Origin of the sequence: Providencia sp. PROV114, from assembly GCF_032704305.1 — a bacterium.
GTDB lineage: Bacteria > Pseudomonadota > Gammaproteobacteria > Enterobacterales > Enterobacteriaceae > Providencia > Providencia rettgeri.
On the sequence record NZ_CP120528.1, the window covers coordinates 4,021,802 to 4,035,678 of the forward strand.

Genomic DNA, 13,877 nt, shown 5'->3' on the forward strand with positions numbered 1-13,877 from the left:
TTATTGTGGTGCCGCTTGTATTGGATTCGCCAAGAAATATTGACGTAATCCTAAATGGATAGCTTCTGCGACTTTGTCTTGGAATTCATTAGATTTTAGCAACTGTTCTTCTGCCGTATTACTAATAAAACCAGTTTCGACTAAAATCGATGGGATATCTGGGGAGCGCAATACACCTAAACTTGCATGCTCAGGTGTTCTTTTATGAATATTACCCACTTTTCGCAGCTGTTCGATCACTTTAACCGCAACATCGTACCCCACACGCTGAGAATGGCCGAATTGTAGATCTAAAACAGCTTGGCTTAAATAAGGGTCCGCACCACTAAGCGCATCACCCGCCCCACCTAATAATTCAGATTGTTTTTCACGTTGTTCGAGCCAACTACCCAGCTCACTGTTTGCACGTCGATTAGACAATACCCACACTGATGCTCCTCGTGCACTGCTATTCGGAGCCGAATCTGCGTGAATTGACACCAACATATTAGCCCCTTTCTTACGTGCCACATCAGAACGGCCACTAACGGAAATAAAATAGTCTCCATCACGTGTCATCGCAGGTTTAAACATTGGGTCGGCTTCAAGACGTTGGTATAACTTACGTGCAACACTAAGAGTCACATCCTTTTCTTTATAACCATTCTTACCAATCGCACCAGGGTCTTTTCCACCGTGCCCTGCATCAATCGCAATAACTACCTGCTTGCTGCCCTTCGGCATATTTTTATATTTAGTCGGTGTTGGCGTAGCAACAGGTGCAGGATTATTCATCTTCAATGGTTTATCTTGAGCGCTATTTGCCGCTGCTTTAATCGTATTATTGGTTTGATTAAAGGAAGTAGAACCGGATGAATTTCCCGTCGATATCATTAATACCAACTGATATTCACCTGAAACTTGTTTAAGTACTGCTTTCGTTTTAGCTGCACGAGATAGCTCTAAAACTAAGCGTTTGTGTTGATTATCAGAAGGTTGGCTTGCCCGTACTAGTTTTACAAGATCCCCTGCGGGAACTTTAAGCGGTAGGCCAATAATCTCGCCTCGCTGTTTGATATCAACAACAAGGCGCTCAGGTGAATGCAATGGGAAATAGGAGTAATCAGGCTTACCATCAACAAAGCTTAGTACCACTTCTGCTTGTGATGGACTATTGTTAACTTGAATATTCGATAATGTTGCCGCTTGTGTTTTTGCAGCAAACAGCCACATAACGGATACCATAAACAAGACGAAAACAGTAAAAAAACCCTTTTTTGTTATTCTGTGCATTGATGCATTCAACATGAGCAATAGCTTCCTTAGAGTAGGGGTAATGCTTCTAACAACGACTCCCCATTGGCAGAAAAAGCAACAAAGTGAGCCTGACGCCCTTCGCCTTGATAGGTCAGATGGAGCTCAAGATCCGCTTCAGGTAAAAAACCTTTACCTTGTTGCGGCCATTCGACCAAACAGATCGAATTTCCAGAAAAATAGTCACGAATTCCCATAAATTCAAGTTCTTCAGGATCGGCTAACCGATAGAGATCAAAGTGGAAAACTTGACGATCTGCTAATTCATAGGGTTCAACCAATGTGTAAGTTGGACTTTTTACATGGCCTTGATGACCTAGCGCTTGTAAGAAACCTCGGCTAAAGGTGGTTTTCCCTGCACCAAGATCACCGTATAAGTGAATCACAGTGCTTTGATGGCAAGCCTTAGCGATAGCATTACCTAACGCAACAGTTTGCGCTTCATTGGCAAGTTGTATTGTACATTCTTTCATATTGTTCTTTTATTATGTCATTAATAGGCGGTGTCGCCTGTTTATCCTTTAAATGCATAGTTTATATTGCTGATCAAAATGCATAAAGAGATATCAACAAACATCAATATTACCGCTTATATTAACCTAAGATGGGGCTTTTTTCTTAATTAACATTGCTTGAATGATGAGTTCAGAAATATCCTATAATTGTTCTCAATATTGACGGTATTTTTCATGCATTTTGATGAACAACGCAGGTCATGATAGAGTGCCTGCCGTTTTAATCTTTATCAAGATAGGATCTGATGGCAAGATACCTCGATCTCGATCTTCTCGCTCAGAATATTAAACAATGGGGCATTGAAGCAGGTTTCCAACAAGTAGGGATCTGCGATACTGACCTTTCTGCGGAAGAGCCCAAATTACAAGCATGGCTAGACAAACAATTTCATGGCGAGATGGAATGGATGAGCCGCCATGGAATGATGCGAGCCAGACCACACGAACTGCACCCAGGCACGTTACGTGTCATTAGTGTGCGTATGAATTACTTGCCCGCCAAAGCCGCATTTGCCAGTACATTAAATAACCCCGAATTAGGTTATATCAGCCGTTATGCCCTAGGACGAGACTACCACAAGCTATTAAAAAAACGCCTAAAACAACTTTCAGATCGTATTTTAGACTATTGTCGTGAATTTAACGGAGTGATACTGCCCGATGGCACCAGTAGCGATGATCTTAATTTTCGACCTTTTGTCGATTCCGCTCCAATCTTAGAACGCCCTCTTGCAGTTAAAGCAGGTTTAGGATGGACAGGGAAACATTCATTAGTCTTAAATCGTGAAGCAGGATCTTGGTTTTTTCTCGGTGAGTTATTGATTAACTTACCCGTTCCTGTTGATAAACCTGTCGAAGAAGATTGTGGTCGCTGTGTTGCTTGTATGACAACCTGCCCAACAGGTGCGATTGTTGAACCTTACACCGTCGATGCAAGACGCTGTATTTCTTATCTCACAATCGAGCTAGATAGTGCTATCCCAGAAGAATTTCGTCCACTCATGGGAAATCGGATCTATGGTTGCGATGACTGCCAGCTCATTTGCCCGTGGAACCGTTTTTCCCAGCTTACTGATGAAGATGATTTTAGTCCAAGAAAGGACTTACATACACCAGAGCTACTTGACTTGTTCTCATGGGATGAAAAAACCTTTTTAAAGGTGACCGAAGGCTCTGCAATCCGCCGCATTGGTTATATTAAGTGGCTGCGAAATATCAGTGTGGCACTAGGTAATGCACCTTATCAAGACCGTATTGTACTGGCTTTACAAAATAGATTGGGGATCAACGAAATGCTAGATGAGCACTTCCAATGGTCTATACAACAACAGCTTAACCGACGCGATGCAAACCAAGTCACAATTCAAACTTCACAGCAAAAACGCCTTGTACGCGCTATTAACAAAGGTTTACCGAGAGACGCCTAGAAAAAAGCCTGCTATATATCCGGAATGAAGAATTGTCAAATTGATGTGAATAAAATAAAAAATGCTTACCTGACAATAGGTAAAGAATTTGCAAGCTGTGCTAGCCTCATTTTGACAAAATAATTCACAGACCAATAAAATCAACAAGTTATAATAATACAACTTAAACGCTAGAATTAAATAGCACAGCAGGAATTTGTTAATTAGCCTGTGGATAACTCTGTGTAATAAGTTATTTCAAATCGCAATAAAAACTCAGATTGATTGAGTTAGCTGTGGATAACTTTCTAATGTCGCGTTGAAAAGAAAAACACTGATTTTACGTTAACTAGCAATACAAAAGTGACCAAAAAGTAAGATTAAAATGAAAAAACACTCGAAGTAAATAAAAAAGCATATTTTTGTTTATTATTTAAACTTCATGTTTTCATCTTAGAGATGGAAGTAAAACACCCTATTGCTAAGGGGTGGCTATTCTATGGCGCCCTGAAAATGAATGCAAGCACAAATCTGGATATGATCCAAAAAAGATCGCGAAACCCTTTTAGATCCCAGTGTTCAAGGGATAAAAACAGTGAACAAACGCAGTTCATATGCACTAAGTGATTTTACTTAAATAAAATTAAGTTAAATGAATATTATGTGAGATTTAATTAAGAAGAAAAGTTAAGAGATAAAGAAAATATTGGAGCGGGAAACGAGACTCGAACTCGCGACCCCGACCTTGGCAAGGTCGTGCTCTACCAACTGAGCTATTCCCGCATTTGGTGGGTACTATCTAACTAAAACACTAAGAAAGTTTGGAGCGGGAAACGAGACTCGAACTCGCGACCCCGACCTTGGCAAGGTCGTGCTCTACCAACTGAGCTATTCCCGCATCACGAAAATAGTGTTCTAGCTAAAACATCAAGAAAATTTGGAGCGGGAAACGAGACTCGAACTCGCGACCCCGACCTTGGCAAGGTCGTGCTCTACCAACTGAGCTATTCCCGCATCACATTTCTGGATGTTTCACGTGCCGACTCAATAACAAAAACTTCATCGGTACGGGGAGCGCATTATACGAAAAATTCAGATACTAGCAAGCCCTTGCGCTCAAAATTTTTATTTTTTTATTCGTTTGCTGACAATTCAATCACAATGGTGATTTTATCAACACCCGTTGTAATAAACTGATTTCAATACGTTAACATTGTTAACTTATTGAGAAAAAACCGCGAATGAAAGTCGCCAATGGCGACTTTCATAACGAATCATTTATTCTTTAATAAATGTTTCCCGATAATAAGCCAGTTCAGCGACCGATTCACGAATATCATCAAGAGCTTGGTGGGTATTTTTCTTCGAAAACCCTGCTAAAATTTCAGGTTTCCAGCGACGTGCAAGTTCTTTAAGTGTACTAACATCAAGATAACGATAATGAAAATAGCGTTCTAATTCAGGCATGTAGTTAAATAGAAAACGCCTGTCTTGCCCAACACTATTCCCACAAATCGGTGATGCCCCTTGGGGAACCCATTTTTCTAAAAACTCAATGGTGGCTAGCTCAGCTTCACGCTCACTCACGGTACTTTTGCGCACACGTTCAACTAAACCACTATTGGTGTGAGTGCTTACATTCCACTCATCCATTAAAGCAAGTTGTTCATTCGTTTGATGAACTGCAATTACAGGGCCTTCTGCTAAAATATTAAGATGGCTATCTGTTACAATAGTCGCTATTTCAATAATACGATCACGAACAGGATCGAGCCCCGTCATTTCTAAATCGATCCAAATTAAATTATTCTCATTCTTTTGCATGATATACCCTAACTGCATTCTATGAAGTTAAGGTATGATAGCACTCTTCATGCCTTCAGTGACAGGCGTGAGTAACCCCTAAAATACAGCCCATAGTAAAGAGAGGACAGGTGGCTAAACAGAAACTTTCGAAAGGCCAACAGCGCCGAGTTCAAGAAAATCATCAAAAAAGACTTAAAAAGCAAAAAACAGTTGAAATTGATGATAGCCAATTAGGTGAAGCACAAGAAGGCTTAGTCATTAGCCGTTTTGGGCAACATGCTGACATTCAAGCAAGTGACGGGACTATCCAGCGCTGTAACTTGCGTAGAACTATTTCATCCCTCGTAACAGGGGATAACGTGGTGTGGCGGCCAGCCTTGAACACACAGAGCGATATCAAAGTAAATGGCATCGTCGAAGCTGTTCATGAACGCCGTTCTGTTCTAACTCGTCCCGATTATTATGATGGCTTAAAACCGATTGCTGCTAATATTGACCAAATTGTCGTAGTTTCCGCTATTTTACCTGAGCTTTCGCTGAATATTATTGACCGCTATTTAGTTGCCTGCGAAACCACAGGGATTAAGCCTGTTATCGTTCTCAATAAAGTCGACCTACTCGACGACGAAAACCGTGAGTGGGTAAGCGATTTAATGACGATTTATAGCAATATTGGCTATCAAGTTCTCGAAGTTTCAAGCCATACCAACGAAGGCATGGAAGCACTTACTAACGCGCTAGCAGGTAAAGTTTCAGTATTTGTTGGGCAGTCTGGTGTGGGCAAATCAAGTTTATTAAATGCATTACTCCCTCACAATGAAGAAATGATTTTAGTCAATGAGGTTTCAGACAACTCAGGGCTAGGGCAACATACAACAACAACAGCTCGTTTATACCACTTCCCGTTGGGCGGCGATGTGATTGACTCCCCTGGTGTGCGCGAATTTGGTTTATGGCATTTAACAACGGAACAAGTGACCAAAGGATTTGTCGAATTTAAAGATTACCTTGGTGGCTGTAAATTCCGTGACTGTAAACATTTAGATGATCCAGGTTGTCTGTTACGTGAAGCCGTAGAAGCAAATAAAATTGCTGAATCACGTTTTGAAAACTACCATCGCATTTTAGAAAGCATGGAACAAATCAAACCTCGTGGCAATTTTACGGCAAAAGATAAATAATGTTAGTGAGTGCTTACAATTAACTCCCTAACGCTAAGACAGCTCTAAATAATTTAATTACGGTTAGCCTGTTACGCGACCGTTTGAAATATGATGAGTAAACTGTGTACAATAGCCGCCCTTTTGCTAACATACCTTTAAAAATCAGAGGTTAACGTGCTAGATAAAATTAAAATTCGCTTGCAATATATGCTTCCAAAACAATGTCTTACTGAATTTGCAGGCTGGTTTGCAAGCCGCAATGCGGGTTTCATGACACAATGGGCAATTAAACTGTTCGCAAAAGCCTATAAAGTCAACATGAATGAAGCGCAAAAAAGCGAACTTACTGCTTATGCCACTTTTAATGATTTCTTTATCCGTCTGCTAAAAGAAGGCGCACGCCCGATTGTCGAAAAAGAGCACCAACTTGCTCAACCTGCTGACGGTGCAGTTAGCCAATTAGGCCCGATTAATGATGACCTTATCTTCCAAGCTAAAGGCCATAATTACACAGTGGAAGCGTTACTTGCAGGCCAATACCAATTAGCGGAACGTTTTCGTGGTGGTGACTTTATTACCACTTACCTCTCCCCGAGTGACTATCACCGTGTACACATGCCGTGTGACGGTTTGCTCAAAGAGATGATTTACGTTCCTGGCGATTTATTCTCTGTAAATCCGTTGACGGCACAAAATGTTCCCAATCTATTTGCACGTAATGAACGCTTGATTTGTGTCTTTGACACCCCTGTCGGCCTAATGGTACAGATCCTCGTCGGTGCAACCATCGTTGGTAGTATTGAAACCGTATGGAGCGGTTGCGTTAACTCCTCTCGTGAAGGCGTCATTAAGCGTTGGGTTTACCCTGAGTTAGACTCTGAAGGGGCTGTTTTCTTGAAAAAAGGTGAGGAAATGGGACTGTTTAAATTGGGTTCAACAGTGATTAATTTATTTGAACCTAACAAAGTGACATTTAATTCATCACTAATCCCCGGTTATGCAACTCGCATGGGCGAATTACTCGCTGAAACTGTTGCAAATACAGTGACAGAAGAATCCATCGACGTTTAGTTAAATTATTATCTCTTGAAGGAGCTCCTCACTGTGCGTGTGATTATCAGTTTTTTTCTTAGTCTGTTAATCGTTTTCTCTTCCGTTGCAGCACCAACTGCAGCGCAGGATGAAGCACAGATTAAGCAGGAGCTCAAACAACTTGAGTCAAGCACCAACCCCAAAGATGCAGAGATAGCACAAGCATTACAGGGTGCTTTGAATTGGATGAGTGAAACACGAGAGTCCGATGCAAAAGCCAAATCTTATCAAGAAGCCATTGATAACTTTCCTAGAATTATCAAAGAAATAAGACAAAAAATTCTTAATGAAAGTGATGAGCCGGCCCCAATACCAGTGGGTATCAGCTTAGGTGAACTTGAACAACGTATTATTCAGCTTAGCAGCCAATTACTCGATCAAAGCCGCTTAACTCAGCAAGAGCAAGATAAAGGCCGCGAAATCAGTGAATCATTAAATATTCTGCCACAACAGCTTTCTGAAGCCAGACGTTTACTCACTGAAGCCACTTCGCGCTTTCAGTCTCTGAGTACACCGTCAACGCCATTAGCCGATGCCCAGTATACATTGGCTCAAGCCGAAGTAAGTGCTCGCAAGTCAACGGTTAATGAACTGGAAATGGCGCAGCTTTCTGCCAATAACCGCCAAGAAATCTCACGCCTTACGTTGGAATTATACAAAAAACGCTATCAACGTATGGAACTTGAGTTACAAAACCTACGTGATTTCCAAAATACCCAACGCCAACAAAAAGCAATTTTAGCGTTAGAACACACGGAAATGTTGGCCGCACAAGGGGAACTAACGCCATTTTTAACTGAGCAGCTTGATATTAACCGCAAAATGTCTCAGGAATTAACCGCTCAGGCACAGCGCATGAGCGCTATCACCAATAGCCAAGCAGAAATTTCAACCAGTATCCGTGATGCTCGCCAAGCACTCACAACTATTCGCGAGCAAGCTCAGTGGATCAGCAGTTCAAGTACATTAGGGGAAGCTCTCAGAACACAGCTTTCTCGTTTGCCTGATATCCCCAAAAGCCAACAACTTGATCGTGAAATGGCTGATTTACGTGTACAACGCTTAAATTATGAAGATAGCCTCGATAGATTAGGTAAAGTAGATACAACCGAGCAAGAAACCGAGCATGAGCTTAATGCAGCTCAAGTGCAAGTTTATCAGTCATTAATTAAAACCCGCCGAGAGCTACTGACCTCTTTAATTTCAGGCCTCGATGCTGAAATGTTAGAGCTAACGAAGCTTAATGTCGCTACTGGGCAATTAACCGATGCATTAAAAGAAGTCAAAGATGCTTCCAACCGTTATCTTTTCTGGGTCGCAGATGTTCCACCAATAAGCATCAGCTATCCTGTCATGTTAGTAACTGATATTACTCAATTACTTTCACTGGATACCTTGTCCCAACTTGCTGGTGCACTGAACGTTATGCTGACAACTCAAGATACCTTTTTGTATCTTCTTGGTTCGATAGCATTAGTCATTTTCAGTATTAGCACGCGTAAGCACTACCAAGCATTTCTTGACCGTTCCAGTTTACGTATTGGTAAGGTGACACAAGACCGGTTCTACTTAACCATTCGAACTATTTTCTGGTCAATTATTGTTGCTCTTCCTCTACCTATGATGTGGTCTGCCATCGGCTATGGCTTACAAAGTGCATGGCAATACCCCATGGCCGCGGCGATAGGTTATGGTGTCAGTGCGACGACACCTTTATTGTGGCTGTTTATGATCAGCGAAACCTTTTCTCGTCCAACCGGGCTATTTATTTCTCACTTCGGTTGGGACAAAGATTCCGTTAAACGTGCGATGCGTTATTACCGAATGGCGATTTTTGTCATCGTTCCATTAGTGATGGCAATTATTACCTTTGAACATTATAGCGATAGGGAATTTGCAGCCAGTATTGGTCGTTTCTGTTTTATCTTTTTATGTGTCGCACTTAGCTTAATTACCAACAACTTGCGTCGTTCACAAATCCCTCTCTATTTAGATAGACATGGGTCCGGTGAGAATATCGTTAATAAGGCCTTGTGGTGGATGATATTACTCGCACCTATTGTTGCTGGGTTCTTCTCCATTTTAGGTTATTTCTCAACCTCACAGGCCCTGCTTGCACGTTTAGAAACTTCTGTCGCCATTTGGTTTGTCATCCTTATCGTTTATCATACTATTCGCCGTTGGATGTCGATGCAGCGCCGTAAATTAGCCTTCGAGCGTGCGAAACAACGCCGTGCTGAGATATTGGCGCAACGTGCTAAAGGTGAAGACGATAGCCAGCAAGCAAACGCCAGTAGCGAAGGAAATATTGATATCGAAGAACAGGTTATCGACTTGGATACCATTAGCACCCAATCTGTGGGGTTAGTTCGTTCGATTTTAACCATGATTGCCTTGGTTTCATTAATTTGGCTATGGTCTGAGCTACATACTGCATTCTCTTTCCTTGAAAATATTCGCTTATGGGATGTGACCTCAACGGTTAATGGCGTTGATACGGTACAACCTATCACCATGGGCTCTATTTTCATTGCTATTTTGACTATTATCGTTACTGCCCAATTAGTTCGTAACTTACCCGCTTTACTTGAGCTGGCAGTACTCCAACATTTGGATTTAACGCCAGGTACCGGTTACGCTATCAGCACACTAACCAAGTATACGATTACTATTATCGGGACCATTGTTGGCTTCTCTATGTTAGGGATTGAGTGGTCAAAACTACAATGGCTTGTAGCGGCGATGGGGGTCGGGCTTGGTTTTGGCTTACAAGAAATCTTCGCTAATATTATCTCAGGGTTGATGATCTTATTTGAAAAACCGATCCGGATTGGAGATACAGTAACTATCCGTAACTTGACCGGCAGTATTACCAAGATCAATACCCGTGCAACCACGCTAACAGATTGGGACAGAAAAGAAATTATTGTGCCAAATAAGGCATTTATTACTGAACAATTTATTAACTGGTCACTTTCTGACACGATCACACGTATTGTCATGACGATTCCTGCACCTTCTGATGCCAATAGTGAATTAGTGACAGATACTATTTTACGTGCAGCTCAACGCTCTACGATGATTTTAGACAACCCGGCACCTGAAGTGTATCTTGTTGATTTACAACAAGGTATTCAGATTTTTGAATTACGTGTCTATGCCGCAGAAATGGGCCACCGGTTACCTGCGCGCCATGAAATACATCAAAACATCCTAGTATCCTTTGCTGAACAAGGGATTACCTTGCCATTCCCACCATTCCAAGCAAGGGTGGATGTCCGTGATAACTCTCTGCAAAGTGCGACAAACAATCTTTCAGGACGTAATCCAAGCCGTAAATCTGGGGAACTGTAAGCCGTATTATGCCATTACAATTAGATGAAAAAGACGAATTAGTGATCTTGAGGATCGCCCAACTTGAACGTGTTGGGTCGATTTTATTCTTTTTGATTCCATTAATTATCTTATTAATTGTTGGGAAAGCTTTTGCATTTAATACGCTATATCTTTGGCAAGTGTATTGTGCGGTTTATATCGTCGGGTTTCGTGTACTTTGTGGCAAGCTATCATCGAAACAGCAGCAGCTTGCCATTCGTCGAGGCTGGGGAAATAACCGTTTTTATCGGCTTTCTTGGTGCTATCTTGTATTATCGGTTGTCATACTGGTGGGATACAAAATCGTATCCCACACATCTGCTTAATCGTTAGCTGGCTTTAAAACCATACGATTTAATATAACCTTCCGCTAATTTTTGTGCCTGCTGTAATTCTTCAGGACTTAACTGCTCCGCAATCTTATTCTGTAGACGATGACTTTCTGCGTTACCACTGTAAACCGCAGTTGCAAGCCATGCGTAGGCTTGCTGCAAGTTTTTCTTCACGCCACGTCCTTCAGAGTACATGACACCTAAGCGGTCTTGAGACTTAGCATCTTTTTGTTTCGCGGCTTTTCTAAACCAGAAGACCGCCTTCTCATCATCTAAATCAACACCACTACCAATCGAGTACATTTGGCCTATCTGGAATTGAGCCAGTATATTCCCGCCCTGCGCAGCTTTTCTAAACCAAAATGCCGCTTTTTCTAGGTTTTGAGTAACACCTAAGCCTTGCGCGTACATCATCGCCATGTTTGTTTCAGCTCGGGTATCACCTTGAGCAGCGGCTTGTTCGTACCACAGCATCGCTTTGTCATAATCACGACGCACACCAAAACCATTTACGAACATCGTGCCAAGGCGGAATTGCGCATCTGAATTCCCTTGGTTTCCTGCCTTGATGAACCACTCAGCCGCAGCTTTAGAATCTTGAGAAACACCTAACCCTTTAAAATAACGCTCACCTAGCTGGAATTGGGCTTTAGGGTCACCTTTTTGCGCTAACTGCGTAATTTGTTCAATCGAGGGCTCTTGTGCTACTGTTGCCGATGCTGGCGCAGTGGTAGGTTTAGCAGTTAAAACGGAACTAAAACAAATCGAGCCTAACAACAGTACTAACGCAATTCTTTTCATCCTAAGGAACCCTCAACAGTGCAATATGCAACCTGTGAAAACAGTGCTATCCATTAATATCGACCTAAACACTCATCCCCCTAGTTTAAATTTACTTTTTGTCAGAAAAAATAGGAAAAGTGACCTAAATTTCACAAAAAGCACGTTTCGCTGTATTTTCGCTGTGGGAACTTACGTTTCTAGTCTAATTGCGATAATAAAAAACCAGATAAACATATTGCCTATCTGGTTTCTCTATTTCAAATAACAAAATGAATTATGCGTTATTAAGGTATTTATTTCTCAGATAACGAGCAACAGCATCATCACTATTCGAGCCAATGACTTCCATGTGTGGTAACGCATCTTTTAGCAACTGATGTGCATTTTGCATGATGCAGCCTTTTCCGGCCATCGTCAGCATTTCTTTGTCATTCATACCATCACCAAACGCAATGCTATCACTCGGTGTATAGCCATGTAGAGCAGCTACTTGCTTCAAAGCTTCCCCTTTAGAAACAGTACCAGCCATAACTTCTAAACAGCTACGCAGTGAAAACGTTACATTCACTCTATCTTGCCAGCGAGCTTGAATACGGCGTTGTAAATCCACCAGCAAATCATGATCTTCACTGGTGTAGTAAACTTTACAGACCTCAGAGGTGACAAAATTGTGGCGGTCAAACAACTGGTAGTTAAATACCGATTCTTTAAAAAATTCTTTTTGTTCAGGGCTTTCACGGTTGATAAACCAATCATCACCATGGTAGTAATTAGTGACAAGCTCAGGGTTATCAAATTCCATTAAACACAGCTCATGAGCAATTTGAGGGGCAACATTGTGCTCAAAAATTAAGTCACCACGGGTATTATGGATCCGCGCACCATTAGACGTGATCATATACGCATCGATACCTAAACCATCACGGATTTGAGCAACATCCACATGGTGACGGCCTGTTGCAAACACAAAATGCACATCTTGCGAAGTTACTAGCTGTTTCAAAGTGTCTTTTGTATAAGACGTTAAGTCATGATTGGGAGATAACAGTGTCCCATCCAAATCGGAAGCAACTACAGGATATTTCATATTCAAACCCTAACTAATACTGCTCAAAAAAATCACAGATAGCATTGAGCGCCATCGCTCTTAATGCATCCACTTCAAATAGGATTTCATGGTGTGCCCCTTCAATAATGAGAGGTAATTTTTCTTCTCGTCCTATTTGCGCTTTTTGTCGGCTTTGACAAAAAGCTTGTAGCTCTTTATTGCTGACCACTTTTTCTTCACTGGCTTCCAACACCATCAGTGGCACATCAATTTCTCCCGCTTTCGCAATTAGCTCATCGCCAATCACAAAACTTTCACGTAGCCAATGATAAGTTGGCCCACCCAAGCGTAATTCAGGATAATCGGCATAATAACGTAAGTAGCGCCGATAACGCTCCGAGCTGTGTGTTAATACATTGATTAAATAAGGTAATGGCTGCCATTTCCCAGTAGAGGCCGCGTAATCATTACGAACGCTTTCGCGCGATTCCGCTCTATCAACAATAAAGCTCGCCATCCAACGAGGCATGGGTAAATTAATACCAATCATCGGTGCACATAAGGTTGCGGCATCAAATGTGACGTTATCTCGCAACAAATACCCTGCTAAAATAGCACTTCCCATTGAATGTGCTAATGCATAACATTTTGGGTAATGCCGATATTTAACCTCAAGCTCAATGAACTTTTCAAAATCGTCAATGTAATCAGTGAATTTTTCAACATGGCCTTTTTGAGGATCAGCTAACATGCGCCCTGATCGCCCTTGACCACGGTGATCAATAATAAAAACATCATAGCCTAAATGATAAAAATCATAAGCCACTTCAGGGTACTTCACATAGCTTTCACTACGCCCCGGTGAAATGACTATCGCTTTATGGTGCTTTGGATGAATAAAACGGACATAGTGAATGGGAATATCATCAACTCCCATAAATTGAGATTCTTCTCGATGTTGCCAGAAATCTAAAAGCGGGCCATTTGTAAAAGCAGAAAATTGAGTTTCTCGATTCAGCCAACTCTCTTTTAGGTTTTCAGGCGTCATCCTGCAGTTTCCTTAT

At 41.6% G+C, this 13,877-nt stretch carries 11 protein-coding genes and 3 tRNA genes; 5 read left to right on the plus strand and 9 right to left on the minus strand.

Going from position 1 to position 13,877, the window contains the following annotated elements; all coding sequences use genetic code 11:
* Positions 1-1,287 (minus strand): N-acetylmuramoyl-L-alanine amidase AmiB, encoded by a 1,287-nt coding sequence (amiB, locus tag P3L37_RS18070; protein ID WP_109912141.1) that lies wholly within the window; start codon positions 1,285-1,287, stop codon positions 1-3.
* A gap of 14 nt (positions 1,288-1,301) precedes the next feature.
* Positions 1,302-1,766: a tRNA (adenosine(37)-N6)-threonylcarbamoyltransferase complex ATPase subunit type 1 TsaE gene (tsaE, locus tag P3L37_RS18075; RefSeq protein ID WP_004907392.1), complete on the minus strand. Its 465-nt coding sequence runs from the start codon at positions 1,764-1,766 to the stop codon at positions 1,302-1,304.
* A 287-nt stretch (positions 1,767-2,053) separates the two neighbouring features.
* Here tsaE and queG point away from each other — a divergent pair, with 287 nt between their 5' ends.
* A complete protein-coding gene (gene queG, locus P3L37_RS18080; protein WP_110731582.1) occupies positions 2,054-3,235 on the plus strand; it encodes a tRNA epoxyqueuosine(34) reductase QueG in 1,182 nt (393 codons plus the stop codon).
* 686 nt (positions 3,236-3,921) lie between these two features.
* Here queG and P3L37_RS18085 read toward each other — a convergent pair.
* From P3L37_RS18085 to orn, 4 genes are all read right to left on the minus strand, one after another.
* Positions 3,922-3,997 (minus strand) — tRNA-Gly (locus P3L37_RS18085).
* A gap of 39 nt (positions 3,998-4,036) precedes the next feature.
* Positions 4,037-4,112 (minus strand) — tRNA-Gly (locus P3L37_RS18090).
* Positions 4,113-4,152: 40 nt separating this feature from the next.
* Positions 4,153-4,228, minus strand: a tRNA-Gly gene (locus P3L37_RS18095).
* A 264-nt stretch (positions 4,229-4,492) separates the two neighbouring features.
* On the minus strand, positions 4,493-5,038 hold the full coding sequence (gene orn, locus P3L37_RS18100) for an oligoribonuclease (protein WP_110731581.1): 546 nt from the start codon (positions 5,036-5,038) through the stop codon (positions 4,493-4,495).
* Between the two features lie 110 nt (positions 5,039-5,148).
* Here orn and rsgA point away from each other — a divergent pair, with 110 nt between their 5' ends.
* From rsgA to P3L37_RS18120, 4 genes are all read left to right on the plus strand, one after another.
* On the plus strand, positions 5,149-6,201 hold the full coding sequence (gene rsgA, locus P3L37_RS18105; protein ID WP_109912144.1) for a small ribosomal subunit biogenesis GTPase RsgA: 1,053 nt from the start codon (positions 5,149-5,151) through the stop codon (positions 6,199-6,201).
* Between the two features lie 156 nt (positions 6,202-6,357).
* Positions 6,358-7,254: an archaetidylserine decarboxylase gene (asd, locus tag P3L37_RS18110; RefSeq protein WP_004907387.1), complete on the plus strand. Its 897-nt coding sequence runs from the start codon at positions 6,358-6,360 to the stop codon at positions 7,252-7,254.
* Between the two features lie 33 nt (positions 7,255-7,287).
* Positions 7,288-10,629 carry a miniconductance mechanosensitive channel MscM gene (mscM, locus tag P3L37_RS18115; protein WP_109912145.1) on the plus strand — a complete coding sequence of 1,114 codons (3,342 nt, stop codon included), beginning with the start codon at positions 7,288-7,290 and terminating at the stop codon, positions 10,627-10,629.
* Positions 10,630-10,637: 8 nt separating this feature from the next.
* Complete coding sequence (locus tag P3L37_RS18120) at positions 10,638-10,976, plus strand: hypothetical protein (RefSeq protein ID WP_004907384.1); 339 nt, start codon at positions 10,638-10,640, stop codon at positions 10,974-10,976.
* 3 nt (positions 10,977-10,979) lie between these two features.
* On the opposite strand, the gene P3L37_RS18125 is transcribed toward P3L37_RS18120, so the two are convergent.
* The 3 genes from P3L37_RS18125 to pldB form a co-directional block, all read right to left on the minus strand.
* On the minus strand, positions 10,980-11,783 hold the full coding sequence (locus P3L37_RS18125) for a tetratricopeptide repeat protein (RefSeq protein ID WP_109912146.1): 804 nt from the start codon (positions 11,781-11,783) through the stop codon (positions 10,980-10,982).
* Between the two features lie 256 nt (positions 11,784-12,039).
* Positions 12,040-12,852 (minus strand): sugar/pyridoxal phosphate phosphatase YigL, encoded by an 813-nt coding sequence (gene yigL, locus P3L37_RS18130; protein ID WP_004907381.1) that lies wholly within the window; start codon positions 12,850-12,852, stop codon positions 12,040-12,042.
* A gap of 13 nt (positions 12,853-12,865) precedes the next feature.
* A complete protein-coding gene (gene pldB, locus P3L37_RS18135; RefSeq protein ID WP_004907380.1) occupies positions 12,866-13,861 on the minus strand; it encodes a lysophospholipase L2 in 996 nt (331 codons plus the stop codon).
* Positions 13,862-13,877 lie beyond the last annotated feature (16 nt).